This is a genomic window from Tropicibacter oceani (genome assembly GCF_029958925.1).
Classification (GTDB): domain Bacteria; phylum Pseudomonadota; class Alphaproteobacteria; order Rhodobacterales; family Rhodobacteraceae; genus Pacificoceanicola; species Pacificoceanicola oceani.
This window is the reverse complement of sequence record NZ_CP124616.1, coordinates 1,944,023-1,967,543: the sequence shown is the minus strand read 5'-3', so window position 1 is coordinate 1,967,543 and position 23,521 is coordinate 1,944,023. Positions and strand designations below refer to the sequence as shown.

Sequence of the window (23,521 nt, the reverse complement as noted above, 5' to 3'; positions counted from 1 at the left end):
CCCATCAACATTCAACATGTCAAAAGCCAAAGCATCACAATTCATGAAGGAGATCATCATGATCCGTGCACTTCCCCTGCTTCTGCCCCGTCTGCATCTCGCCCCCTTGGCAGCAATCCTGCGCTGGCAGGCCGTGGCCCGACAGCGCCGCGCCCTTGCCAGGCTGGACGATGCCGCCCTGCGCGATGTCGGCCTGAGCCGTGAAGAAGCCCGGCAAGAGGCCGCGCGCCCGTTCTGGGATGCCCCCGAGAATTGGCGCATCTGACAAACATGTTTTTGACGATTTCGCCGCTGTCGTCCTTGAAATGCAGGCCCCCATCGACAATATTCCAAACAGGGATCCCTGCGCGCCCGCGCGCGGGGGATCGGAATTCGTAACGGAGGCTTAGATGGCTGAATACAACACGATCCGGACGGCTGGCGTCTCTGGTGCACGCGCCGCTGTGATCGACGAAGGGCTGCGCGCCCACATGAACAAGGTCTACGGGACCATGTCCGTCGGCATGTTGATCACTGCCTTGGCGGCATGGGCCATTTCCGGCCTGGCCGTGACCAGTGATCCGGCCAACGCGGAATACGCACTGCGCGAAGGTCAGTACCTGACCGGCCTCGGCGTGGCCCTGTACGCTTCGCCCCTGAAATGGGTCGTCATGTTCGCGCCTCTGGCCTTCCTGTTCTTTGGCTGGGGCGCTCTGATGAGCCGCGGCTCGGCCGCAGCCGTGCAACTGGGCTTTTTCGCCTTCGCCGCCGTCATGGGCGTGTCGATGAGCTCGATCTTCCTGGTCTACACCCCCTATTCGATCACGCAGACCTTCCTGGTCACGTCGATCGCCTTTGCGGGGCTGAGCATGTTCGGCTACGTGACCAAGCGTAACCTGAGCGGCATGGGCACCTTCCTGATGATGGGCGTGATCGGCCTGATCGTGGCCATGGTCATCAACATCTTCCTGCAGTCGCCGGCGATGATGTTCGCGATCTCGGCCATCGGCCTGTTGATCTTTGCCGGTCTGACCGCGTTCTACACGCAGGACATCAAGAACACCTACATCGCCCACGCGGCGCATGGGGATCAGGAGTGGCTGAACAAGGCCGCCTTTGACGGCGCGCTGAGCCTCTACATCAGCTTCCTGAACATGTTCCAGTTCCTGCTGATGTTCATGGGTCAGCAAGAATAACCCAAATCGTCAGAATGATGCGAAAGGGCCGGTCACATCGACCGGCCCTTTTTTCGTGCCAGGGCCCCGCCCCCGGACAGGCCCGAAATCGGCCCTCACAGCCCCTGGGCACCCTGCTTGGCGCCCTGACCCCTGCCGGGTGGCCACATGCGCACCACGCCCGCCTTGCAAGGCCAGAGGCCCTGCCCCGGCCCCATGACAGCGGACAGAAAAAAGGCCGCCGCAGGTTGCCCTGCGCGGCCCAATCTCATGTCCCGTGATGGAACCTTGGCAAGATTACTTGATCTTGCCTTCCTTGTATTCCACGTGCTTGCGGGCAACGGGGTCGTACTTGCGAACCGACATCTTCTCGGTCATGGTACGTGCGTTTTTCTTGGTCACATAGAAGTGGCCGGTGCCTGCGGTCGAGTTCAGGCGGATCTTGATTGTGGTCGGCTTCGCCATGGTAAAATCTCCTGGGGACGTCCCCTGCAACAGGGCTGCGGCCCCGTGAAATTCCGATCAGCCTGCCTTTTACCCTTCCCGCCCCCCGAGTCAACGGGGTTTTGGGGAAAATCATGCGCGGAAGGCCTGTAAGCCGGATTCTGTTCAGGGTCCGGTTGCCCGAACCCCTCGACGACCATTCCTCTAGGCGGACAGTTGCCTGCCAACTCTAGCTGCCAACCCGGACGTCTCGGGCTGAAGCGGCCCTGCACCGATATCCCGTAAAGGATCAGGCGTGCGCGACGTCCCTATTTGGCGTTGCTCCCGGTGGGGCTTGCCGTGCGGGGCCTGTTGCCAGTCCCCCGGTGGGCTCTTACCCCACCGTTTCATCCTTACCGTCGCAGGCTCCCTTGGCGAACCGCGGGTGCGACGGCGGTTTGTTTTCTGTGGCGCTTTCCGTCAGGTTGCCCTGCCCGGGAGTTACCCGGCACCGATGCTTCAGCGAGTCCGGACTTTCCTCTCCCCCGTTTCCGGGGCAGCGGCCGTCCGGCCTTCCGCGCAGCGCCCAGTTAGTCAGCCAGCCCGCCCGGGTCAATCCCCCAAGCGCCTGCCGCCGTCATGGCGCGATCCACCCGCCCCACGCGCCCGCCCGAGGACAAGGCCGCAGGCCGCCGGACGAGACAGGACGGCGCGCGCCGCAAGGCGCGCTCGATCTGGAAAGGTCAGCGTGAAAAGATCAGCGTGAAAAGGTCAGCGCAGCATCAGCGGCGTGCCAAGCCATTGCCGCAGCGCGTCGGCGACGACCTCGGGCTGTTCCAGCGCGGGCAAATGCCCGGCGCCCTCGATCACCTGCAAGGTTGCGCCGGGGATCAGTTCCGCCATGAAGCTGTGGCGCTTGATTTCATACAGCTTGTCGCCGGCACCGCACATCACCAGCGTCGGCACCGCGATCTTGCGCAGGGTGCCCTGCTGGTCGCGCCGCCGCTGCATCGCCCGGCTTTGGCGCAAATAGGTTTCAAGGCCCAGAACCGCCCCCATGTCCCGTACCAGCGCCAGGATGTCGTTGCGATAGGGCCCTGGGGCCAGGGTCTCGGGCGGCAGCTCTTCTCTGAGAACGTCGAACAGCTTGCCTGTCTTGGCCCGGATGATGCGCGGGTCGCGCAGCGCCGCCTGTTGCGGCGTCTCGGCCAGCGGCGAGGTGTCCATGAAGGCGACGCGCGCCACCCGGTCCGGGGCCCGGCGCAGGATTTCCATCGCCACCATGCCGCCCATGCCATGCCCCACCAGCGCGCAGCGCTTTGGCAGGACATCCAGCATCCCCGATGCGATTTCCTCGATCCGTTCGCCGCGCGTCGGCGGCACACACATGACGGCGACATCCCGGGACAGGTCGGCAATCTGGGGGCCAAAGGCCCGCGCGTCCGCCATCAACCCGGGGATGAAAACCACTACTTCACGCATGTTGACCCGATCAGCCCCTGCCTGCCCTGGCGCGCCGTTCTGGCGCTGCGGGCCCAAAAATCCCGTGTTGCCAGCACCCTAACAGAGCCAGCGTCAGGGAAAAGGCACAAACGAAAAACCGGCGCGAATTCGCGCCGGCCTGCTGTCGTGTCAATCAGACCTTGCATCGGGTCAATTGACCTTCATCCGGTCCCAGAAGATGCCCAGGTGCTTCGAGACGATCTCGTTATACCGCTCGCTTTCCTTCAACGCCGCCAGCCCGGCATTGAAGCGGTACAAAAAGGTCGTCCCGCGCCAGTGCTTTTTCGAGATGATCACATGCAGCCCTTCCGAAGACAGCGGCTTTTCCAGCGGAACCACCGCGCCGCGCAGCCCCATCTTGTCGATGGTTTCGGCGCCAAGGAAAACGTTCACCGTGACCGCATCGACTGTGCCTGCCTGCAATTGTTCGAAACAGGCCTGCGGCGTGTCCGCCTGCACCAGCGTGATCAGCCCCTTGCTGATCCATTCCCGCCCGGCGCGGTCCAGATCATGGGTAAAGTAACCCTTGGGCCGGCACAGCGTCTTGCCCGGGATGTCCGCGTCGCTTTCATAGACAAAGCCCGATCCCTGCTTGACGAACAGCAGCACCAGCACCTCGACCAGCGGATCGGAAAAGTGGAAATTGGCGCAGCGTTCGTTGTTCGGGGTCGCGTCGCAATCGGGCTTGTACCAGGGGAACCCCATGTCGAATTCCTTGCGGTCCAGCTTGGGGAACAGGTGTTGCGACCAGTCGTCTTCCCAGGTGATCGAATAGGTCACCGGGTCGGGCGTTGCCTCCATCGCGGCGTTCACCAGTTCGGTCACCAGCCCCTGCCCTTGCCAGGTCCGGTCCGTAAACGGGGCAAAGTCAGATCCGGTCAGAAGCTTCATCTCGGCGTTTTCGTCCTGCCGCAGCGGGGTTGCGTCGGCTTCCTGGCTGCCTGCCTCGCAGGGGATGATCAGCATGTCGCCCGGTTTGACCTGAAAAACCGAGGCGGTCAGCGCCGCCTCGTTTGCATAGTAGATCAGCGTCCATTTCTCGGGATCGCCATAGCGCGCCTGCGCGATGGTAAAGATTGTCTCGCCCTGGGCCACGCGGTGCGCATCGGGCGCGCAGCCCGATTGCGCCTGCACCATGCCCGCGGCGAACAGCGGCAGCGCGGCAACCGCAAGGGTTGCCGCCAGTCGTTTCAGATGTGTCATGCTTACAGCCCTGCCCAGATGCTGGACATATGGGTGTCGATGACCGACAGGTATTCACCGCTTTCGCGCATTTCGGCCAGCCCCGCGTCAAAGGCGCCGATCAGCGCCTCGGCGCGCGGATTGGATTTGTGCGCGACCACGTGCAGGCCTTCGATCGCAAGCGGGCGGCGCAGCATCAGTTCCACCTGCGCCGACAGACCCATGTCCTTGAGCACGACGCGGCCGGTGAATTCGTTCATCGCCACCGCATCGGCGGCGCCGCTGACCAACCGCTCAAAGCATTCCTCGGCCGTGACCGGCTGTTGCAGGCGCGCCCCGGCCTTGGTCAGATAACTGGCCCCACCCTGCCGGCTGCCGGCGTCATGGCCCAGCGGGCTGCACACGCGCATGCCGGCCAGGTCCGCCTCGGAGTTGAAGGTCACCGGCCGGCCCTTGGCGGTGAACAGCACCACCAGCATTTCGAACATCGGTTCGGAATAGACATAGTCGGTGCAGATGCTGGCGGTATCGCCCTCGGCGCACTGCGGCTTTTTCCAGGGAAAGGCCAGGTCGACCATACCGTCGGACAGCATCGGGTCCAGGTGCACGGAACGGTCGTTGATCCAGTAGAACTTGTGCTTGCCGGTGCTGTCATCGGCGACAAAGGCGCGGTTCACCAGGTCGGTGATCATCCCCGAGCTCATCTGCAACCGGTTGGTGAAAGGTCGGAAATCATCGCCCGCCAGCAGCCGCACATCGACGCCCTTGCCGCGCTCTTCGGCCTCGCGCTGGCGCTGTGCCAGTTCGTCCTGCGCCGTGACGGGCGCCGCAGCAGCCGTGATCCTGGGCGCGGCGACGCTGGTCTTGTCGATGACGGTGCCGCCCTTCAGACCGGTGGGCAGCCCGTCGATGCAGGGCATCCGGTAACTCTGCCCCACCCGGATGCTGTCCGGGCTGGGTATGATGTCGATGTTGTTTCGGTAGATCGCGGTCCACTGACCGACGTCCTTGTATAGTTTGTCTGCGATGAGCGAGAGACTATCACCACGTTGTACCGTATAAATGCCACCACAGGTTTCCTGAGCCGCAGTCGATACCGTCGTGGCAGCGATCAATGCGGTTGCAAGCGTGCAAACACGTCTTAGCATATTCTCATGTCCCCCAAGAGTTGATCCTGAGAAACTGGCGCATGTAGTGGCGTGCAGTCAACCGCTACGCAATCTGTGGTAGCAACTTCAACAGGTTGCCTATGGTTAACAAACCGTTAACAGGGATTTCGCCGCGCCAAAAGCAGGCTGTGACCCTGGGCACCCGCGTCGTTCGGGGCGAATTCCTCGGTCCGGCACTCCGTATTCGACAGAATCGATACATAGTCTTCATGGCCAAGCGAGGCGTGATAGACCTGCGATCGGCCGACGCTGCCGATCGCTTCGCCGGCCTCGGGGCCGACGGTCAGCAGCAGCCTGCCGCCCGGCGCCAGATGCGCCGCGATGCGCGGCAGGGCGGCGCGCTGGTCCTGCGCGGTCAGGTGAAAGAACGACCCCCAGCCGATGATCGCATCGAAACTTTGCCCAAGGTCCAGCTGCCGCATGTCGGCCAGAACCGCGCGGGCCTGCGGCAGGCGGCTGCGAAAGATCGCCAGCATCGCCTGAGAGAAATCCGCGCCGGTCACGTCATAGCCCTGATCCACAAGGTAGCGCCCGATCGGTTCGCCCGCGCCGCAGCCCAGGTCCAGAACCGCGCCGCCCTTGGGCACATCGGCCAGCGCCCGGTCCAGCCAGGGCCGCTCGAACAGGCTGCGATTGCGCCCCAGGTCATAGCGCTGCGCCTCGCGATCATAGATCGCGCGGGTCTGGTCCGACAGCGCGGTCATCCCCGGTGCCGGGCGATCTGCATCCAGATGGCCAGCGCGTCGTACAGCGTCCATTCGCGGCGCACCCCCAGCGGGCCGAATTCCGCGTGGCTCATTCCCATGACATGCACAAAGGCCCCCGAAGGCGCGCCGAACAGGCCCCAGCCGTCATGCGTGCCTTCCAGCGACCAGCGGATCGCGGCGCGCGGCGACATCAGCGGATCTTCGACGCCAATGCAGTGCTGCACCGTGAACCGCGCCGAAGGAAAGGCCGCGCGCAGCCCCATCCAGAAATTCAACGCCTCGTCCGGGCCATGCAGGCAACGCCCTTCGGGATAGTCCAGCTGGCAGGCATCGTCGTATTGCGCCGCGATGGTCTGCATCTCGTCGTCCATCACCCGCATCACCAGTTCGGCAAAGGCCTTGCCCCACTGGTTTTCATTGCCCTCACCGGTATAGGGGCCCTGGGCGTCGATCTCGGGACGAAAGGGCGCGGTTTCCGGGTCGGCAGCGGCCAGCAGGCGCCGTGCCTGGGTTTCGGGCTCCAGCCCCAGTTGCGCGCAGATCGCGCCGGTGTCGCGCACCACCCAGATGTCGCTGATGCGGTTACCCTTGGCATAGGTTTCGGACATTTCACGATAGATCAGCGGGCGGCCCGTCGGCGCGCCAAAGGGACCCGGCCCGCGATGGTGCCCGCGCAGCAACAACCGCTGCGCCCCCAGCATGCCCAAAAGATCGTTGCCCGAACACAGCACGTCCTCGCTCAGCGCCTGCTGGTCGGGGCAGGCGTTCATCTGGCCATGCAGGTCCGCCAGAACCGCCGCGCGGCCAAATCCGATACCCAGCGCATCGCGCCGGATCACCTGGGCGTGAAAGTCCGATTTCAAGGCGCCGCCAAGGCTGCGTTCACGGCGCAGCACCTGCGCGGTGCGGGTCAGAAAGGCCGGATACTCCCCATCCGGCTGCGGCACCGGTTTCGGTTGCGCCATGGCCCGCGTGCCCAGCGGCGGCACGGTTTGCTTGACCGCCTCGTTCATGCGCGGCGGCTTTGCGGTGCGGCATGCCGGGGCAGATCGGACATCGGGCGTTCTCCGTATCGTTGGGCGGTCGATCCTGCGGACAGGACAGGACGATCAGCTTGGGGTTGCATAGGCGACCCCGCGGCCGGGGTCCAGAGCGGCCCTGCCCCGCGACGTCAGGCCCGCCCTTCCCGGATTAACCTTACGATGGTTGTGAAAACGTTAACGCGAAAGCCCGCCTCGGTCAGATCGCCGGGGCGGGCCTGGCGCAGCACGGTCCAGCCCGCCGGTGTCCAGTGCCGTTTCAACAGGTCGATCCCGGCCAGCCCGCCGCGCGCCAGCACCGTGCGCCGCAGATCGTCGCGCAGCCTGTCCGGCAGGGCCGCCAGGAAATGCCGCGCCTCGGCCTCTTCCTGGGCGACCCAGATTTCCGACAGGCACTGGCCCTTGGCATCCCACAGGATCGCCTCTTGCATGTAGGGGCCGATCTGTTCCGACCAGATGACATGCCCCCCGTCCGCCACCAGGTAGCCCGCGCGCAGCAGCGCCGCGCCCTGCCGGGCATGCAGGTCGGGCATCACGAAACCGGCGCGGGTATCGGGCAAGGTGCCGGCATGGCCCGCCGCATGGTCGATAAAGGCCTGCAGGGTCCTGTCGAAATGTCGGCGCAGCAGCGGGCGCGCCTCCAGGTGCGGGGCGATCCGGTCTTGCGGCACCTGTTGCGACCAAAGCGCCGGATGCTCGGTTGCGCCAAGAATGCCAAGCGCGCCCAGCGCCGCGCAGCCGCTTTCGAAAACCGAGGTGCCGTTGGTGCAAAGCAGGCCTTCGGGGCCGCGCTCCATCTCGGATGGCAGTACCCGGGCCAGGTAGGCGGCGCATTCCAGAACGACGCGCCGCTGCGGCAGCGTGACGGCCTCTGCCGCCGGTTTCGGCCCTGTTTGTCCCTGCGACACGCGCACCCCCCGGTTTCCCTGTTGCCCCGGAACATGGCCATCCCGGCCCGCTCCGGCAACCCTGCCGGTCCATTATGGTAAACGCCTCAGGGCAGCGAAATCCCCCGGAACGGCGGGAAATCGGCATAGCGCGCGGCGCGTTCCCGTGGTGGCTCGTCCGGCGCGGCGCCGGGTTTCAACAGGCAGCCCCTGGGCGCGATATAGCTGTCGATGCGGCGCTGCGGCTTTGGTCGCCACGCGATGTTGAAGGCACAGAGCCGCGGAAAGAACCACAGCTCCGAATACTCCAGATGATCGTGCAGCCACCAGGCCAGGTCGCGCCAGTCGCGGCCCTGCGCGTATCGGTCCGCAAACCAGGGAATGACGATCGAGGCCCCGGCCACGGGCAGATCCGGGAAATCCCAGATGTGGCATTCCAGCAGATAGTCGTTGCGCGCGCAGTTCAGCCCGTTTTCATTGCCAAAGGCGTTCAACCCGGGCGAGCGATAGCCCGAGCGCACGAACACCCGGCCAAAGGTTTCCTCGATCGGGTCCAGCAAGGTTTCGCACAGCGCCCGCCCGCGCTCGATCGCCAGGTCGGGGTGCACCGGAACGTTCGGGATCGCATGGATGTTGCCGATCTCGGAGCACAGGAATTCGCGCATCCAGAAATGCCGCGACAACCGCACCCGACCCAGGGTTTCCAGCCCGCGCATGCTGCGCGGGGACCTCATGGGCGCGCCTCAGCCATAGCCGTTCCAGCGAAATTCGCCCTTTGGGCCCAGGGGCGAAAACGGATTGTGGGCGAATTCCCAGACATGCCCTTCGGGGTCCGCCACATAGGCGATGTAGCCGCCCCAGAACACCTCGTGCGGGGGGCGCAGCACCGTGGCGCCGGCGGCCTCGGCCCGCGCGGCCAGGGCATCGACCGCCTCGCGGCTGGCCAGGTTGTGCCCCAGGGTCGACGCCCCAGCCCCCAGCCTGTCCACCGCGACCCCCATGTCGCGGGCCAGCATCTCGATCGGGTACAGCCCCAGCGTCTGGCCGATCAGGTCAAAGGCGATGACCCCGTCCTGCGCCTCGACCCGGGTCCAGCCCAGCGCCTCGTAGAAACCGGCGGCCTTTTCCAGGTCGCGCACGCCCAGGGTGATCAGGCTTATCCTTTGGTCCATCTGCTGTTCCTGTTCCAGTTGGCAGGTCCGGGCGCGCGGCCCGGACGGTTATCGGCCAGGGTTTTCGCCCAGCACCTCGGTGATGGCCTGCTCGATCAGCGCCAGGCAATCGTCCGAGGAAAACCGGTGGTCCGCGCCCTTGACCAGCGTCAGGCGTACATCGTCGCCCTCGACATGATCCAGCAGCGCAAGGGCGGTCTGCCGCGTCACCGCCTCGTCCTCGGTGCCTTGCAACAGGCGCACGGGCCAGGGCATCGGCAAGGGCCGGCGCAGCACCAGATGCGCGCGCCCGTCCTCGATCAACTTGCGCGAGACGTAATAGGGGTCTTCATAGGCCGAGGGCAGCTCGACACGGCCCTGTTCCATGACCGCGCGGCGCTGGGTTTCGTCGAACCCGGCCCAAAATCCGTCTTCGGTGAAATCGGGCGCCGCGGCAATGCCGACAAAGCCCGCCACCGCCGCCAGCCGCTGCGACAGCAGGCAGGCGATCCAGCCCCCCATGGAACTGCCGACCAGAACCACCGGGCCGGGCGCCGCTGCGCGGATCACCGCCTCGGCATCCGCCGCCCAGTCGCCGATGCAGCCCTCTTCGAACACCCCGCCCGATGCGCCGTGCCCGGAATAATCCAGCCGCAGAAACGCCCGCCCCTGCGCCTTGGCCCAGGCTTCCAGATGCACCGCCTTGGTCCCCTCCATGTCCGATCGGTAGCCCGACAGGAATACGATGCAGGGCCCCCGCCCCGGCGTCAGAACATAGGCCAGCCGATCGCCGCGCGGCCCATCAAGATAGGAAATCTCAGCCATGTCGGCCTCCGTCTTTTGCGCTCAGCATAGACAGACCGACAGATTACCCAAGCCCCTGACCCGCATTTCTCCTTGTTGAAATACTCCGGGGGGCCGTGCCTGCACGGCGGGGGCAGCGCCCCCTCTGGCCCCGCCGCAAAGCGGCTGGCCTATCCGCGCATCCGGCCATGCCCGGGATCATAGCAGCCCTCTGCGATCACCTCGGCGCCGATCAGATCGCCGCACAGGTCCAGCTGCATTCGCGTGCCCGGCTCTGCCAGGCCCGGCTGCACAAAGGCATAGGCCAGGTTCATCCCCACCCGGTGCCCCCAATCGCCCGAGGTGATCGTGCCCACCACCGCGCCATCGAGCATCAGCGAAGCGCCGCCGCGCGCCGGGGCCTTGTCGGTTTCGATCCGCAAGCAGACGCGCCGCCTGCGCGGACCCTCTGCCTGCCGCGCCATCAGCGCCGCCTTGCCGATGAAATCCCCCTTGTCCATTGCCACAAAGCGGTCCAGCCCGGTTTCGAAAGGGTCGAATTCGGTGATCAGGTCGGCCTTCCAGTGCAAAAACCCCTTTTCCATCCGCATCGATTCGACCGCCCGCGCGCCGAACAGCGTCAGGCCATGCGCCGCGCCCGCCTTTCGCAGCGCCAGGTAGGCCGCGTAAAGCGAGGCATTGGGGACATGGATTTCATAGGCCAACTCGCCGGAAAAACTGACCCCCATGACTGTCGCCGGAGCGATCCCGACAAAGCTTTCGCGCACCGACAGCCAGGGGAAAGCCGCCGCCGACCAATCGCCGCGCGCGCAGGCCGACAGCACGTCACGCGCCTTGGGCCCCGCCAGCACCAGGATCGTCTGGTCATTGGTCAGGCTGCGCAGCTGCACGTCCTCGTCCGGGCGCAGATGCGCCTGCAACCAGTCCATGTCGTGGTATTCGCTGGCGGCCGCCGATCCGTACCAGACCCGCGCCGGGCCGCGGTCGCTGGCCGGAAGGGTGGCCAGCGTCGCCTCGGCCTTGATCATCCCGTGGTGGTTCAACAGATAGGCCAGCCCGACGCGGCCGCCGCGTTTGGGCACGCGGCCACAGACCATCCGGTCCAGAAAGGCATGGGCATCGGCGCCGGTGATCTCGATCCGGTTGAAGCCGTTGACCTCGCACAGGCCGACGGCGGTCTGCACGCTGCGCACCTCGGAGGCGACCACGTCAAAGGCCTCGTCAAAGGCAAAGCCCAGCGTCGGGTGGAACTCTGCCGAGGGCTTGATGTAGTCGACCCGCTCCCAACCGTTGACCACGGTGAACTCGGCGCCCGCGGCCTCCAGCACCGGGGTCAGGGGGGTGGTTTTCGCGGGCCGCCCGGCGGGGCGGTGTTCGTGCGGAAAGTGAAAACGGAACTCGTTCTGGTAATCCTCGATCGCCTTCAGCGCCGTCAGCTCGACGTTGGCGTGGCCGGTAAAGCGGCGCGGGTCGATCACCCAGGTGTCATAGCAGGCCTCGCCATGCACGATCTGCTGCGCCAGCAGCCAGCCATGCCCGCCGCCTTCACCAAGGCCCGCGCGAAGTCCGATGATGCAAAAGGCGTTGCGCTTGCCCGGGATCGGCCCGACCAGCGGTGCACCGTCGATGGTATAGGTGATCGGGCCGTTGACCACGGTATGTATGCCCGCCTCCATCAGCGCCGGCATCCGGGCAAAGGCGCCCTCCAGCACATCGGTCACCCGGTCCAGATCATCGGGGCACAGGGCATTGACGAAATGCGGGTCGATCCCGTCCATCCCCCAAGTCTTGCAGCCCTGTTCATAAAAGCCCAGCAGCAGGCCGTTCTTTTCCTGGCGGCAGTAATAATCGCTGATCGGGCAGCGCAGCAGCGGCATGCGGTGGCCGGCATCGCGGATCGCGGGGATTTCCTCGGTCAGGAAATACTGGTGCTCCATCGACATGACGGGGTGATGCACGCCCATCATCGCGCCGACCTCGTTCACCCGATAGCCGCAGGCGTTGACGACGATATCGCAGTCGATATCGCCGTGTTCGGTATGCACGGTCCAGGTGTCATCGCGGTGCTGCGTCAGCGCCGTGACGGGCGTGTTGCGATAGACCTCGGCCCCGGCGGCACGGGCGCGGCGGGCAAGGGCCTGGCACAGCTGCGCCGGGTCGATGTCGCCATCCAGCGGGTCCCACAGCCCGCCCAGCAGGTTGTCGGTGGAAATCAGCGGATGGCGGCGGGCGCATTCCTCGGCGTCAATCACCTCGAAATGCACGTCCATGCCCCGCGCCATGCTGGCAAAGTGGCGATAGCCCTGCATCTGCTGCGGCGTATTGGCCAGTCGGATGCCGCCGTCACCGTGGTGATAGTTGATCGGATAGTCGGGATCTTCCGACAGTTCCTTGTACAGGTTGATCGAGTGGGTCTTGAGCCCCACCATCGTCTGGTTCATGCCAAAGTTCGTCACCTGCGCCGCCGAATGCCAGGTGGTGCCGCTGGTCAGCTCGTTGCGTTCGACCAGGACCACATCGCTCCAGCCTTCCTGCGTCAGATGATACAGCGTCGAACATCCGGCGATGCCGCCGCCGATGACCACGACCTTTGTGCGCGATTTCATGGATTTCGTCTCCGTCAAAGCCTTTGCGGCGATAGAGGCGCAGGGCGCGCGCACAGGCAAAATGATTGCTTCTACTCTCAAATCATCAAAGTTCTTCTTTGAAGATTCCGCAACAAGGGCAAATCCGTTGCGCCCCGGGCGCGGCGCCGCCTCAGTGGGATCAGGGACAGGACAGGCAAGGGGGACAGCATGGCAGCGCAGCCGGTCAGACGCGAAGGACGCGAGGCGCGTCTGGCCAAGCGCGCCCGCAAACCGCTGTTCGACCCATGCCCGCCCGGCCAGCCCGGCGGCCGCTACAAACCCCTGACCGATGGCGACCTGCGCAGGATTTATACCACCGCTCAGGACCTGCTGGCCAACCTTGGCATGGGCGAGGTCCCCGCCCGCCTGCGTGCCGATCTGTTGGCCGCAGGGGCCAAAGACAATGGCGCAGGCCGGATCCTTCTGCCGCGCGCCCTGGTCGAAGAGGCCATCGACAAGGCGGCAAAACGCTTTGTCCTGCATGGCCGTGACAAGGACCGCTCGATCGAGGTTGGCGGCGACAGGGTCTATTTCGGCACCGGCGGCGCGGCGGTTCAGACGCTGGACATCGACAGCGGGCTTTACCGGCCCTCGACCCTGCAGGACCTGCATGATTTCACAAGACTTCAGGATACCCTGGCCAATGTCAGCTGGTTCACCCGTTGCTGCGTGGCCACCGATGTACCGGACAATTTCGACCTGGACGTGAACACCGCCTATGCGCTGGTGCGCAACACAACCAAGCCGGTGGCGACCTCGTTCACGCTGGCCAGCCATGTGGCCCCCATCGTGCATCTGCTGGACATTGCCGCCGGGGGCCCGGGCCAGTTTTCCGAACGCCCCTTTCTCAAGGCGCATATCAGCCCGGTGATTTCGCCGATGCGCTTTGGCGAGGACGCGGTCGACGTGGTTTACGAATGCATCCGCCACAACATTCCGATGTCCTGCATCACCGCGGCGCAGGCCGGGGCGACGGCGCCGGCGACGCTGGCGGGGTTCCTGGCGCAATCGCTGGCCGAAACCCTGGCCAGCCTGGTGATGGTGCATGTCATCCGGCCCGGATTTCCCATGGTGTTTTCCAACTGGCCGCTGGTGATCGACCTGCGCAGCGGCGCCTTTTGCGGCGGCAGCGGTGAAACGGCGGTGTTGAACGCGGCCTCGGCGCAGCTGTCGAACTGGCTGGGCCTGCCGTCGGGGGTGGCCTGTTCGATGACCGATGCCAAGGCCATCGACGCGCAATACGGCGTTGAAAAGGGGCTGACCTCGATGGCGGCGGCGCTGGCGGGGGGCAACCTGATCTACGAAAGCTCGGGGATGACCGCATCGCTGCTGGGGGCCAGTTTCGAAGGCTTCGTGATCGACGACGAAATGCATTCCCACATCTACCGCGCCCTGCGCGGCATCGAAGTGACCGAGGAAAACCTGGGCTATGACGCCATCGTCGCGGCGGTCCTGGGCGAAGGCCATTTCCTGGGCGGCCAGCAGACCTTTGACGCGATGGAGCGGGATTATTTCTATCCGGCGCTGGCCGACCGCGACGCGCCGCGCACTTGGGAAGCCGGGGGCGCGACCGACATCTGGTCAAGGGCAAGAACCCGGGCGCGCGAGATCCTGGAAACGCACCACCCCGCCTACCTGAGCAAGGCGCAGGATGCGGCCATCCGCGATGCTTTCTCCATCCTTCAGGCTGACGCCTAGCTGATCAGGGTGAACCGATCCACCAGCCATGGGGCGCTGGCGTGGATGGGTCTTAGGGCGTGTTCGGTGATCAGCGCGCGCAACCGGTGATGCACCAGCCCGACCACCGTGTCAGCGCATTCCGGCGTGCTGACGATCACCAGCGTGCGCGAAAACCGCTTGCCCGGAAAGGGATGCATGCGCAGCCGCGGCTGGAACCGACGGGCGCGTGCGAACAACAGCGGTGTGGTGATGGTCCAGCCCGCCCCGGCGGCCACCATCGCCATCAGCGTCTGGTTGTTGCCGCATTCGAACCGGTGCGGCAGCGTGGCCCCGATCCGCCGCAGATGGGCCTCGATCTGGCGGGCGATGATCAGGTTGCCGGAAAACCGCAGGAACGGCAGCTTGCCCTTGCCCGCAAGGATATCGCCCGGCGCGTCGTCATGGCCCTGCGGCAGCACCACGATAAAGGGATCGCGCAGCAGCGGCTGGTCCTGCAGGTCGCGCATCCGCTCGGACGGTTTGCTGGTGACGCCCAGATCCAGCTTGCGGTTGCTCAGCATCTCGATGATCGAATGGCTGTCGTCCGTGTGATAGGTGAAATCGCACAGCGGCATGCGTTCGTTCAGATAGACCGCCAGTTCGGGGGTGATGTCGCTGTCGAAATCCTCGATCGTGCCGATGCGCAGGTGCCGGGTGTCGGCGACGCTGCCGCCCATGGCGGCGGCCTTGGCCTTGCGCAGCGCATGCAGTGCCTCGTCGATGTTGCGCAAGAAACTGCGCCCCTTCGGGGTCAGCACCATCGGCCTGCGGGCATGGTTGAACAACTGGGTGCCCAGGTGCTCTTCGAGGTTGCGCAGGTGATGCGACACGGTGCTGACGCTTAGCCCGGTTTCCTCGGCCGCCGCCATAAGCGAGCCTTTTTGAGCGCATATCTGGAACAGTTCCAGCGCCCTGAGGCTGAGATCCTTTCGGGGCGGGCTGGGCGGCATGGCGGGGGTGTTCCGGGGATGACGGGCCGGGGACTGGCCGCCTTGTTCCTAATCCATCGAAACAAACCGATCAATCCTTGCGCACAAGGGCGCGGGCTAGGCGTCGATGCTTTGCGCCAGGACGCGGCTGATCACCGTCAGGCTTTCGCCGCTTTCCTGCGCCCAGGCATCAAAGGCCGCCTGCACCGCCGCGCGCGCCTTTTTCGAGGTGGGCGGCCTGTCGATCACGCCTTCGGCCTGAAGCCGGGCGATGACGCTGGGCGACAGGATATAGCCATCCTTGCCCATCATCCGCAGCATGTAGGCCCCGGTGGTGCCACCCAGCCGCGACCCTTCCTTTTGCAGCCAGTCCAGCAGTCCGCCGAAATCACTGGGGGGCCAGTCGCCGATGCGCCGCCCAAAGCTGCCATGTTCCGCCGCGACCTCGCGGATAAAGGCGGCGTTGTGCTGGATTGCCCGCACCTTGGGCGGGCTGCGCACGATGCGCGGATCGTCCAGCAGCTCGTCCTCCCAATCCTCGGACATCATCGCGCAGCGGTCCACGTCAAAGCCGTGGAAGGCCTCTTCCATGCCGGGCCACTTGTTTTCGACCACCTGCCAGCTGATCCCGGCCTGCATGATCCCGCGCGCCATCTGCGCCAGCCAGCGGTCATCGGGGATGGCGGCCAGGTCGTCGGCGGTCTTGGGGGGCACGATGCCGTCCAGCACGGCGGTGCGGCTGCCCTTGCGGTCCTCTGCGAATGTCAGAATGTCCTTGAAACTGCGCATTTCGTCCCCTTTTCCGCTGAAGGGGGCAGAGTGGCACGCGGCGCCGCGCCGGGAAAGGACCGATTACGCCGGACCCTGCTTTTCATCGCGCAGCCGCAGCGCCAACAGCCCGCCGGCCAGCGACAGGGCCGCAAACCCGCCCAGCGCCGCCACAGGCCCGGCCAGCGCCAGCACCCCGCCCAGCGCGCCCACCGCCAGCAGCAGCACGCCGATCACCGTATTGGCCAGCGCCGCATAGGATGACCGCGCGTCTTCCGGCGCCATGTCGACAAGATAGGTGGACCGCCCCCGCCGCACGCCCTGATAGGCCAGCATGAAGCCAAACAGGATCGCCGGGACGACATAGGGAATTTGGGTCCAGCCCGACAGCTCGGCCAGCACCGCCAGCGCGGCAAAGCCCGCGCCAAAGCCGCCCGACAGCGCCAGCACCCGGCGCGCCGACCGGTCGGCCAGCCGCCCCCAGATATAGGAACTGGCAAAACTGGCCCCGGCCGAGGCCAGCAAAAGCGCGCCCAACCCCTGCAAGGCCCCCTGCCCGCCGCCCAGCATCACGAAATAGGGCGGCGCAAGGGCGGTGACCGTCAACAGCCCCCGCACCATGATGAAACGGCGAAAATCACCGTCCTCGCGCAGCGGCGTCAGATCCAGGCCCTGGCGCGCCCCGGTTTCGGACGGATCTTCCTCGAGCGTGGAAAAGACCGCGCTGGCGGCCAGCCACAGGACGGCGGCCAGCGCGATGGCAAGGATCACCGGCGTCTGTTCGCGCAAGACCCCCGACATCAGCAGCACCGCAAAACCCAGCACCGCGACCGAGGCGACGCTGCCCGCCGTGCCGGTCACCGCGCCGCGCCGGCGTTCCTTGATCGTCTTGCCAAGGATGTCCTTGTAGCTGACCGAACAGGCCGCGCGGCTAAGCGCCAGCACGGCCAGCGCGGCGCAGATCGCCAGACCCGCCGCCAGCCCCTGCAGCGTCAACGCGGCCAGCGCGATGCCCGCCGCCGCGATGCCCTGCCCGGCCGCGCCCAGCACCCAGGCCCATTTGCGCCGCGCCATGCCCTGCACCCAGCCCGCCAGCGCGATCTGCGGCAACAGCGCCCCGGCCTCGCGGATCGGCACGAACAGGCCGGTGACGGCGGCAGGCGCGCCCAGCGCAGCGCCCAGCCAGGACAGCACCAGCTTGGGGTCGATCAGACCATCGGCCACCTTGGTCAGGGACAGCGACACCACGTGGCGCAGCCCGTTGCGCGCCTCAGGGGCGGGGACATGGGCCTTGGCTCCGGACAGGGTTTCATAGGCTTGCTCGACGGCGTCGTTCATGCGGGGTCCTTTTCGCTGCGGGTCCGGCAGGCGCACCCGGGGACGAAACGCCGCCCGCGCACCGATGGTTCCCGGCCCAGCTTGACAGCCCCGCCCGGCATCGCCAAAAGAGCGCGACAAACATAACCCGCAACCGGGCGTTCCGTGGGCGCCAAACTGACGAGGAGCATGGCACATGAGCCAGATTTCCCTGACCTTCCCCGATGGTGCAAGCCGCAGCTACGACAAGGGCGTGACCCCTGCCGAGGTCGCCGAAGGCATCTCCAAATCCCTTGCCAAAAAGGCCATCTCGGCCGTGGTCAACGGCCAGCACTGGGATCTGCAATGGCCGATCGAGGCGGACAGCCAGATCGCCATCAACACCATGGCAGACGACGCCCCGGCGCTGGAACTGATCCGTCACGACCTGGCGCACATCATGGCCCGCGCCGTGCAGGAGCTGTGGCCCGACGTGCGCGTGACCATCGGCCCGGTGATCGAAAAGGGCTGGTATTACGATTTCGACCGCGCCGAACCCTTCACCCCAGAAGACCTGGGCGAGATCGAAAAGAAGATGCGCGAGATCATCAACAAGCGCGATCCCGTGACCACCGAGGTCTGGGAACGCGACCGCGCGATCAAGTATTACGAGGCCAACAACGAACCCTACAAGGTCGAGCTGATCGAGGCCATTCCCGGCAACGAACCGATCCGCATGTATTGGCACGGCCACTGGCAGGACCTGTGCCGCGGCCCGCATCTGCAACATACCGGCCAGGTGCCCGGCGATGCCTTCAAGCTGATGTCGGTGGCCGGGGCCTATTGGCGCGGCGACAGCAACCGCCAGATGCTGCAACGCATCTACGGCGTGGCCTTCAAGAACAAGGAAGACCTGCGCGCCCACCTGCACATGCTGGAAGAGGCCGCCAAGCGCGACCACCGCAAGCTGGGCCGCGAGATGGACCTGTTCCACATGCAAGAAGAGGCCCCGGGCCAGATCTTCTGGCACCCCAACGGCTGGAAGATCTACACCACGCTGCAGGACTACATGCGCCGCCAGCAGGAAAAGGGCGGCTATGTCGAGGTGAACACCCCGCAGGTGGTGGACCGCAAGCTGTGGGAAAAATCCGGGCACTGGGAAAAGTACCAGGAAAACATGTTCATCGTCGAAGTCGACGAAGAACACGCCCGCGAAAAGGCGGTCAACGCGCTCAAGCCGATGAACTGCCCCTGCCACGTGGAAATCTTCAAGGTCGGGCTGAAAAGCTATCGCGACCTGCCGCTGCGCATGGCCGAATTCGGATCCTGCGCACGCTACGAGCCGTCGGGCGCGTTGCATGGCATCATGCGGGTGCGCGGCTTTACCCAGGACGATGCGCATATCTTTGCGACCGAGGACCAGATTGCCTCGGAGTGTCAGCGCTTCATCGACTTTTTGTCGAATATCTATCGCGACCTGGGCTTTGCCAAGTTCGACATCCTGTTTTCGGACCGTCCGGACACGCGCGCCGGGTCGGACGAGGTCTGGGACAAGGCCGAAACCGCGCTGTTGGCGGCCACCCGCGCCGCGGGGATCGAGCCGACGATGAACCCGGGCGAAGGCGCCTTTTACGGACCCAAGCTGGAATTTTCGCTGACCGACGCGATTGGCCGGGTCTGGCAATGCGGCACCTTCCAGGTGGATTTCGTGCTGCCCGAACGGCTGGACGCCACCTATATCGGGCAGGACGGGGCGAAACACCGTCCGGTGATGCTGCACCGTGCCTGCCTTGGCTCGTTCGAGCGGTTCATCGGTATCCTGATCGAGGAACACGCCGGCAAGCTGCCGTTCTGGCTGGCGCCGCGCCAGGTGGTCGTCGCCTCGATCGTGTCGGAGGCCGATGACTATGTGCACGAGGTCGTGGCCGCGCTGAAGGCAGCCGGGGTGCGGGCCGAGGCGGACATCCGCAACGAAAAGATCAACTACAAGGTCCGCGAACATTCGCTGGGCAAGGTGCCGGTGATCCTGGCCATCGGCCACCGCGAGGTCGAGGAACGCACCGTCACCGTGCGCCGGCTTGGGGAAAAGCAGACCTCTGTTACATCGCTGACAGAGATCGTGAGTTCGCTGTCCCAGGACGCGACCCCGCCCGATCTTTTGTAACATTCCAGCACTGGAAGCATGATGAAAGGCCCCGAAACGTTTCGGGGCCTTTTGCTTTGCGCCTGATTTCATTGGATTGCTGCGCGCGCAAAGGGTCACGCCGCAGGGCAGTTTCCTGACAGGGGCGTGATGCACGGGGCCGTGAGTGGCCTGTTAACCGGCCACGGGGCAGAGTTGGTTCACCGCAGGACAGATCGTCCGGCGGCCAAGTTTCAAACTCGCTCAAGTGAAAGGAAGTTCCATGTCCAAGACCCTCAAGACCGCCGCCCTCGTTGGTGCCGTTGCCGCGTCTTTTGCCGCCAGCGGCGTGCAGGCCGCCGAGCAGGAAAAGTGCTTTGGCGTCAGCCTGGCCGGTGAAAACGACTGCGCCGCGGGCCCCGGCACCACCTGCGCTGGCACCTCGAAAGTCGACTACCAGGGCAACGCCTGGACGCTGGTCGATGCCGGCACCTGCGCCGAGATCGAACTGCCCGCGATGGCCGATGGCACGATGCGCATGGGCAGCCTCGAAGCGCTGGAGCGTGACATCCCGATGTAAGTCGAAGACCCGGGGCGGGGGATCACCCCCGCCCCACCTTGCATTGTACCACGAGGCCGCCATGTTCGACCAATCCCAGACCCTGCCCCCCCTGCCCGGCGTCGGCTATAAACCGCAGCACTATGCGCAGATCATGGACCAGGCCGCCCCGGTCGGCTGGCTGGAGGTCCATGCCGAGAATTACATGGGCGACGGTGGCCGCCCCCTGGCGCAGCTGCGCGCCTTGTCCGAACGCTTTCCCATTTCCGTGCACGGCGTCGGCCTGTCGATCGGCGGCGCGCGCCGTCTTGATCCGGACCACCTTGCCCGGCTGAAACACCTGGTCGGCTGGCTGAACCCGGCCAGCTTTTCCGAGCACCTGGCCTGGTCGACCCATGACAGCCATTTCTACAACGACCTGCTGCCGCTGCCCTATACGGATGTGACGCTGGCGCGGGTCTGTGACCATATCGACGAAGTGCAAGAGGCCCTGGGCCGCCAGATGCTGCTTGAGAACCCGTCGTCTTACCTGGCCTTTGCCGAAAGCAGCTGGGAAGAGCCGGCATTCCTGCGCGAAATCGTGCGGCGGACCGGCTGCGGGCTGCTGCTGGACGTGAACAACGTCTTTGTATCCGCCGTGAACCTTGGATTTTCGCCCCAAGGCTATATTGACGCCTTTGACCTGGAGGCCGTCGGCGAAGTGCATCTGGGCGGTCATGACGAGGACGAGGCCGATCATGGCGCGCCCTTGCTGATCGACAGCCACGGGCGCGCCGTGGCCGATCCGGTCTGGACCCTGCTGGATTACACTCTGGACCGCTGCGGACCCAAGCCCGTCTTGGTCGAATGGGATACCGATGTGCCGGACTGGCCGGTTTTGAGGGACGAGGCGCGACGGGCCGAGGCGGCGCTGGCGCGGGTGATGGCATGAGCCTGTCTGACGCCGGCAAGGGGGGCTCTGCCCCCGCCGCTGACGCGGCCCCCCCGGGATATTTGCAGCACAAAGAAGCCCTGAGCCTGGTCGAGGCCGCGTTTCGTGCGGGCCTTCTGGATGGGTCCGCACCGGTGCCCGAGGGGCTGCTGGATGGCGCGGGACGCGCGGCCGGGCGGCGCTATGCGGTCTATCGCAACAATGTGGCGGTGTCGCTGCGCGAAGCGTTGGAGGCCGGGTTTCCGGCGGTGGCGCGGCTGATCGGCCCCGAGAATTTTGCCAAGGCGGCGGGGATGTTCCTGCGGGCGGCGCCGCCCCGGTCCCCGTTGATGATGCACTATGGCGCCGGGTTTGCCGAGTTCCTGGCCGGGCTCGAGCCCCTCAAGGGGCTTGGCTATCTGCCGGATGTGGCCCGGTTGGAGTTGCTGTTGCGGCAAAGCTATCACGCGGCGGATGCCCCGGCGCTGGACCCGGCGCGGCTGCAGGGTCTTCCTGACGAGGCATTGGATCGGGCGCGACTGGTGCTGGCCCCTTCGGTGCAGTTGCTGCGCTCGGCCTGGCCGGTGTTGTCGGTCTATCGCTACACCATGTCCCCGGGCAGCCCCAAACCGCAGGCGCGCGCCGAGGATGTTCTGATCACGCGGCCCGGGTTTGACCCGGCCCCCCATGCCCTGCCCGCCGGGGGCGGCGCTTTCGTGCAGGCCTTGCTGGAGGGGCAGCCGTTCGGCGACGCGCTTGCCGCGGCGGGCGCGGAGTTTGACCTGGGCGCGACGCTGGGCCTGCTGCTGCGCGCGGGCGCGCTGAGCGACATCGAAACACATCACTGAGGAGCCATCGCCATGGACCGGATCATCACCCTGCACGGCCGCGTTTTTGCCGCCATTGAACGTCTGGGCAGCGGGCTGCTGCCGCTGTTGGCGCGCTTTGTCTTTGCGGCGACCTTGCTGGGCTATTTCTGGGCCTCGGGGATGACCAAGCTGGGCGATGGTCTGCTGGGCTTTTTGCGGCCGTCGACCGGAGCCTATGCGCAGATCTTTCCCAAGGCGATGGAGGCGGTGACCTACGACGTCTCGCAGCTGTCGGTGTTTCACTGGCTGGTGGTTGTGGCCGGGACCTGGGCGGAATTCCTGTTGCCGCTGATGATCGTGATCGGGCTGTTCACCCGGCTGGCGGCGCTGGGGATGATCGGCTTTGTCGTGGTGCAGAGCCTGACCGACCTTTACGGCCATGGCGGGATTGGTCACCCGGGCACACTGGGTGCATGGTTCGACCGCGCCTCCGACAGCCTGATCCTGGATCAGCGGGCGTTCTGGGTGCTGCTGCTGATCACGCTGGTGGTCAAGGGCGCCGGGGCGCTGTCTGTCGATCGGTTGCTGGCGGTCCGGATGGGCGCCAAGGCCGCCTAGAAATGCGCCTTTGGTTCGTCGGGTTTGCCGGCGGCCAGGGCCAGCACACCGCCAAGGCCGGCGAAGGCGATCGGGAACATGGTAAAGACGTTGAACCCGAAGGCCAGGTACATTCCCGCCGCCGAGACCAGCAACAAGATCCCGCCCCAAAGCGCCCGCGCCTTTGCCATCGCACCGCCCGCGATCGCCAGCATGGGGGACAGCAAAGAGACGACGCGCACCAGGTCCGGGTTGTCGAACATGCCAAAGGTCTGTTCGACCCCGTCATAGCTGCGGGCCAGTTCCGTATAGCCAAAGCCGAAAAAGCCGATGACCATGGCGAAAACGCCCGCGATGATGCCCAGTGTCAGTGCCGCGTTGCGCATCAGGCGACCCCCAGCGCGCTTTGCGCGGCCTTGTCCCAGCCCAGAACCATCCGGTCGCCATCGACGACCAGGGGGCGTTTCATCAGCGTCGGGTGATCCGCCAGCAATTGCGCGGGCGATAGAGTGCGCTCGGCCTCGTCCAGGGACCGCCAGGTGGTCGAACGGGTGTTGACCAGCGCCTGCCCGAACTGCGCCAGCGCATCGGCCAGAACCGCGGCGGGCACGCCATCATCGCGCACATCGACGAACTGCGCATCGGGCAGCGCGCGGCGGGCCTTGCGGCAGGTGTCACAGGTCTTGAGGCCGTAAAGGATCATGCTGTTTTCCTTTCATTTGCGTTCACATAGTGGCCGAAAGCTTGAAATACGAGCCAGTTTTGCTTGATTTTTACAAATCTGCTGCAAATCTGAAGATCGTGACCTTCGACGATCAGTCACGGAACGGTGCGGTGCCAAACGGCCTGTTCTTTCCTGAAAGGCGAATGTGACAGGGTGGCCTTGCACCCTGCTGGGCCGCCGGAATTGAACAGGACTGGGAAAGGAGCACGGGAACTATGCCGAACGGCACCGTGAAATGGTTCAACACCACCAAAGGTTACGGCTTTATCGCACCCGATGAGGGCGGCAAGGACGTTTTTGTACATATTTCTGCGGTCGAGCGGTCCGGGTTGACCGGCCTCGCCGACAATCAAAAGGTGCGCTACGAGCTGCGCGAAGGCCGCGATGGCCGGGAAATGGCCTCGGATATCAAGCCGATCTGACGCGCCTGCCGGCGCTGCA

The 23,521-nt window shown here is 65.4% G+C and carries 25 protein-coding genes and 1 other RNA gene; 9 read left to right on the top strand and 17 right to left on the bottom strand.

Annotated elements, in window-relative coordinates; translation table 11 throughout:
• The first annotated feature begins 58 nt into the window (after window positions 1-58).
• On the top strand, window positions 59-265 hold the full coding sequence (locus QF118_RS09520; protein ID WP_282298833.1) for a DUF1127 domain-containing protein: 207 nt from the start codon (window positions 59-61) through the stop codon (window positions 263-265).
• Window positions 266-389: 124 nt separating this feature from the next.
• Window positions 390-1,175: a Bax inhibitor-1/YccA family protein gene (locus QF118_RS09515; protein WP_282298832.1), complete on the top strand. Its 786-nt coding sequence runs from the start codon at window positions 390-392 to the stop codon at window positions 1,173-1,175.
• A 276-nt stretch (window positions 1,176-1,451) separates the two neighbouring features.
• On the opposite strand, the gene rpmG is transcribed toward QF118_RS09515, so the two are convergent.
• From rpmG to QF118_RS09455, 12 genes are all read right to left on the bottom strand, one after another.
• Window positions 1,452-1,619 (bottom strand): 50S ribosomal protein L33, encoded by a 168-nt coding sequence (gene rpmG, locus QF118_RS09510; protein ID WP_050927593.1) that lies wholly within the window; start codon window positions 1,617-1,619, stop codon window positions 1,452-1,454.
• Between the two features lie 113 nt (window positions 1,620-1,732).
• Window positions 1,733-2,156: RNase P RNA component class A (rnpB, locus tag QF118_RS09505), an RNA gene on the bottom strand.
• A gap of 192 nt (window positions 2,157-2,348) precedes the next feature.
• Window positions 2,349-3,059, bottom strand: coding sequence for an alpha/beta fold hydrolase (locus QF118_RS09500; protein ID WP_282302384.1), 711 nt, complete (start codon window positions 3,057-3,059; stop codon window positions 2,349-2,351).
• 171 nt (window positions 3,060-3,230) lie between these two features.
• Window positions 3,231-4,283, bottom strand: a complete 1,053-nt coding sequence (locus QF118_RS09495) for a transporter substrate-binding domain-containing protein (protein WP_282302383.1) — start codon at window positions 4,281-4,283, stop codon at window positions 3,231-3,233.
• 2 nt (window positions 4,284-4,285) lie between these two features.
• Window positions 4,286-5,377, bottom strand: a complete 1,092-nt coding sequence (locus QF118_RS09490; protein WP_282302382.1) for a LysM peptidoglycan-binding domain-containing protein — start codon at window positions 5,375-5,377, stop codon at window positions 4,286-4,288.
• A gap of 149 nt (window positions 5,378-5,526) precedes the next feature.
• Window positions 5,527-6,135 carry a class I SAM-dependent methyltransferase gene (locus QF118_RS09485; RefSeq protein WP_282302381.1) on the bottom strand — a complete coding sequence of 203 codons (609 nt, stop codon included), beginning with the start codon at window positions 6,133-6,135 and terminating at the stop codon, window positions 5,527-5,529.
• Entirely contained in the window at window positions 6,132-7,151 is a 1,020-nt protein-coding gene (locus QF118_RS09480; protein ID WP_282302380.1) for an ester cyclase, read from the bottom strand. Before QF118_RS09480 ends, QF118_RS09485 begins: the two co-directional genes overlap by 4 nt.
• 158 nt (window positions 7,152-7,309) lie before the next feature.
• A complete protein-coding gene (locus QF118_RS09475) occupies window positions 7,310-8,086 on the bottom strand; it encodes a hypothetical protein (protein WP_282302379.1) in 777 nt (258 codons plus the stop codon).
• A gap of 86 nt (window positions 8,087-8,172) precedes the next feature.
• Window positions 8,173-8,781, bottom strand: coding sequence for a hypothetical protein (locus QF118_RS09470; protein ID WP_282302443.1), 609 nt, complete (start codon window positions 8,779-8,781; stop codon window positions 8,173-8,175).
• Window positions 8,782-8,808: 27 nt separating this feature from the next.
• Window positions 8,809-9,237 (bottom strand): VOC family protein, encoded by a 429-nt coding sequence (locus QF118_RS09465; RefSeq protein ID WP_282302378.1) that lies wholly within the window; start codon window positions 9,235-9,237, stop codon window positions 8,809-8,811.
• Between the two features lie 48 nt (window positions 9,238-9,285).
• Window positions 9,286-10,041 carry an alpha/beta hydrolase gene (locus tag QF118_RS09460; RefSeq protein ID WP_282302377.1) on the bottom strand — a complete coding sequence of 252 codons (756 nt, stop codon included), beginning with the start codon at window positions 10,039-10,041 and terminating at the stop codon, window positions 9,286-9,288.
• A gap of 149 nt (window positions 10,042-10,190) precedes the next feature.
• Window positions 10,191-12,626 (bottom strand): GcvT family protein, encoded by a 2,436-nt coding sequence (locus QF118_RS09455; RefSeq protein WP_282302376.1) that lies wholly within the window; start codon window positions 12,624-12,626, stop codon window positions 10,191-10,193.
• Between the two features lie 189 nt (window positions 12,627-12,815).
• Here QF118_RS09455 and QF118_RS09450 point away from each other — a divergent pair, with 189 nt between their 5' ends.
• Window positions 12,816-14,345, top strand: coding sequence for a trimethylamine methyltransferase family protein (locus tag QF118_RS09450; protein WP_282302375.1), 1,530 nt, complete (start codon window positions 12,816-12,818; stop codon window positions 14,343-14,345).
• On the opposite strand, the gene QF118_RS09445 is transcribed toward QF118_RS09450, so the two are convergent.
• From QF118_RS09445 to QF118_RS09435, 3 genes are all read right to left on the bottom strand, one after another.
• Window positions 14,342-15,316, bottom strand: coding sequence for a LysR family transcriptional regulator (locus QF118_RS09445; protein ID WP_282302374.1), 975 nt, complete (start codon window positions 15,314-15,316; stop codon window positions 14,342-14,344). The two genes, QF118_RS09450 and QF118_RS09445, sit on opposite strands and share 4 nt — an antisense overlap.
• Window positions 15,317-15,412: 96 nt before the next feature.
• A complete protein-coding gene (locus QF118_RS09440; protein WP_282302373.1) occupies window positions 15,413-16,084 on the bottom strand; it encodes a DNA-3-methyladenine glycosylase I in 672 nt (223 codons plus the stop codon).
• Between the two features lie 63 nt (window positions 16,085-16,147).
• Entirely contained in the window at window positions 16,148-17,401 is a 1,254-nt protein-coding gene (locus QF118_RS09435) for an MFS transporter (RefSeq protein WP_282302372.1), read from the bottom strand.
• A 175-nt stretch (window positions 17,402-17,576) separates the two neighbouring features.
• Here QF118_RS09435 and thrS point away from each other — a divergent pair, with 175 nt between their 5' ends.
• From thrS to QF118_RS09410, 5 genes are all read left to right on the top strand, one after another.
• Window positions 17,577-19,523 carry a threonine--tRNA ligase gene (gene thrS / locus QF118_RS09430; protein ID WP_282302371.1) on the top strand — a complete coding sequence of 649 codons (1,947 nt, stop codon included), beginning with the start codon at window positions 17,577-17,579 and terminating at the stop codon, window positions 19,521-19,523.
• 241 nt (window positions 19,524-19,764) lie between these two features.
• Window positions 19,765-20,061, top strand: a complete 297-nt coding sequence (locus tag QF118_RS09425) for a BufA1 family periplasmic bufferin-type metallophore (RefSeq protein WP_282302370.1) — start codon at window positions 19,765-19,767, stop codon at window positions 20,059-20,061.
• Window positions 20,062-20,122: 61 nt separating this feature from the next.
• Window positions 20,123-20,971, top strand: coding sequence for an MNIO family bufferin maturase (bufB, locus tag QF118_RS09420; protein WP_282302369.1), 849 nt, complete (start codon window positions 20,123-20,125; stop codon window positions 20,969-20,971).
• A 62-nt stretch (window positions 20,972-21,033) separates the two neighbouring features.
• Entirely contained in the window at window positions 21,034-21,798 is a 765-nt protein-coding gene (locus QF118_RS09415) for an HvfC/BufC N-terminal domain-containing protein (protein WP_282302368.1), read from the top strand.
• Between the two features lie 12 nt (window positions 21,799-21,810).
• Complete coding sequence (locus QF118_RS09410; protein WP_282302367.1) at window positions 21,811-22,377, top strand: DoxX family protein; 567 nt, start codon at window positions 21,811-21,813, stop codon at window positions 22,375-22,377.
• On the opposite strand, the gene QF118_RS09405 is transcribed toward QF118_RS09410, so the two are convergent.
• Window positions 22,374-22,742: a hypothetical protein gene (locus QF118_RS09405; protein ID WP_282302366.1), complete on the bottom strand. Its 369-nt coding sequence runs from the start codon at window positions 22,740-22,742 to the stop codon at window positions 22,374-22,376. The two genes, QF118_RS09410 and QF118_RS09405, sit on opposite strands and share 4 nt — an antisense overlap.
• On the bottom strand, window positions 22,742-23,059 hold the full coding sequence (locus QF118_RS09400) for an arsenate reductase family protein (RefSeq protein ID WP_282302365.1): 318 nt from the start codon (window positions 23,057-23,059) through the stop codon (window positions 22,742-22,744). Before QF118_RS09400 ends, QF118_RS09405 begins: the two co-directional genes overlap by 1 nt.
• A gap of 236 nt (window positions 23,060-23,295) precedes the next feature.
• Here QF118_RS09400 and QF118_RS09395 point away from each other — a divergent pair, with 236 nt between their 5' ends.
• On the top strand, window positions 23,296-23,502 hold the full coding sequence (locus tag QF118_RS09395) for a cold-shock protein (RefSeq protein WP_282302364.1): 207 nt from the start codon (window positions 23,296-23,298) through the stop codon (window positions 23,500-23,502).
• The last annotated feature ends 19 nt before the right edge of the window (window positions 23,503-23,521 follow it).

What these genes read in the sequence shown, in the direction of transcription:
- QF118_RS09435 (WP_282302372.1), bottom strand. Translation starts at nt 17,401, where the DNA reads ATGAACGACGCCGTCGAGCAAGCCTATGAAACCCTGTCCGGAGCCAAG.
- QF118_RS09515 (WP_282298832.1), top strand. Translation starts at nt 390, where the DNA reads ATGGCTGAATACAACACGATCCGGACGGCTGGCGTCTCTGGTGCACGC.
- QF118_RS09455 (WP_282302376.1), bottom strand. Translation starts at nt 12,626, where the DNA reads ATGAAATCGCGCACAAAGGTCGTGGTCATCGGCGGCGGCATCGCCGGA.
- QF118_RS09400 (WP_282302365.1), bottom strand. Translation starts at nt 23,059, where the DNA reads ATGATCCTTTACGGCCTCAAGACCTGTGACACCTGCCGCAAGGCCCGC.
- bufB (WP_282302369.1), top strand. Translation starts at nt 20,123, where the DNA reads ATGTTCGACCAATCCCAGACCCTGCCCCCCCTGCCCGGCGTCGGCTAT.
- thrS (WP_282302371.1), top strand. Translation starts at nt 17,577, where the DNA reads ATGAGCCAGATTTCCCTGACCTTCCCCGATGGTGCAAGCCGCAGCTAC.
- QF118_RS09495 (WP_282302383.1), bottom strand. Translation starts at nt 4,283, where the DNA reads ATGACACATCTGAAACGACTGGCGGCAACCCTTGCGGTTGCCGCGCTG.
- QF118_RS09425 (WP_282302370.1), top strand. Translation starts at nt 19,765, where the DNA reads ATGTCCAAGACCCTCAAGACCGCCGCCCTCGTTGGTGCCGTTGCCGCG.
- rpmG (WP_050927593.1), bottom strand. Translation starts at nt 1,619, where the DNA reads ATGGCGAAGCCGACCACAATCAAGATCCGCCTGAACTCGACCGCAGGC.
- QF118_RS09410 (WP_282302367.1), top strand. Translation starts at nt 21,811, where the DNA reads ATGGACCGGATCATCACCCTGCACGGCCGCGTTTTTGCCGCCATTGAA.
- QF118_RS09445 (WP_282302374.1), bottom strand. Translation starts at nt 15,316, where the DNA reads ATGCCGCCCAGCCCGCCCCGAAAGGATCTCAGCCTCAGGGCGCTGGAA.
- QF118_RS09480 (WP_282302380.1), bottom strand. Translation starts at nt 7,151, where the DNA reads ATGAACGAGGCGGTCAAGCAAACCGTGCCGCCGCTGGGCACGCGGGCC.
- QF118_RS09465 (WP_282302378.1), bottom strand. Translation starts at nt 9,237, where the DNA reads ATGGACCAAAGGATAAGCCTGATCACCCTGGGCGTGCGCGACCTGGAA.
- QF118_RS09520 (WP_282298833.1), top strand. Translation starts at nt 59, where the DNA reads ATGATCCGTGCACTTCCCCTGCTTCTGCCCCGTCTGCATCTCGCCCCC.
- QF118_RS09440 (WP_282302373.1), bottom strand. Translation starts at nt 16,084, where the DNA reads ATGCGCAGTTTCAAGGACATTCTGACATTCGCAGAGGACCGCAAGGGC.
- QF118_RS09450 (WP_282302375.1), top strand. Translation starts at nt 12,816, where the DNA reads ATGGCAGCGCAGCCGGTCAGACGCGAAGGACGCGAGGCGCGTCTGGCC.
- QF118_RS09460 (WP_282302377.1), bottom strand. Translation starts at nt 10,041, where the DNA reads ATGGCTGAGATTTCCTATCTTGATGGGCCGCGCGGCGATCGGCTGGCC.
- QF118_RS09470 (WP_282302443.1), bottom strand. Translation starts at nt 8,781, where the DNA reads ATGCGCGGGCTGGAAACCCTGGGTCGGGTGCGGTTGTCGCGGCATTTC.
- QF118_RS09485 (WP_282302381.1), bottom strand. Translation starts at nt 6,135, where the DNA reads ATGACCGCGCTGTCGGACCAGACCCGCGCGATCTATGATCGCGAGGCG.
- QF118_RS09395 (WP_282302364.1), top strand. Translation starts at nt 23,296, where the DNA reads ATGCCGAACGGCACCGTGAAATGGTTCAACACCACCAAAGGTTACGGC.
- QF118_RS09405 (WP_282302366.1), bottom strand. Translation starts at nt 22,742, where the DNA reads ATGCGCAACGCGGCACTGACACTGGGCATCATCGCGGGCGTTTTCGCC.
- QF118_RS09500 (WP_282302384.1), bottom strand. Translation starts at nt 3,059, where the DNA reads ATGCGTGAAGTAGTGGTTTTCATCCCCGGGTTGATGGCGGACGCGCGG.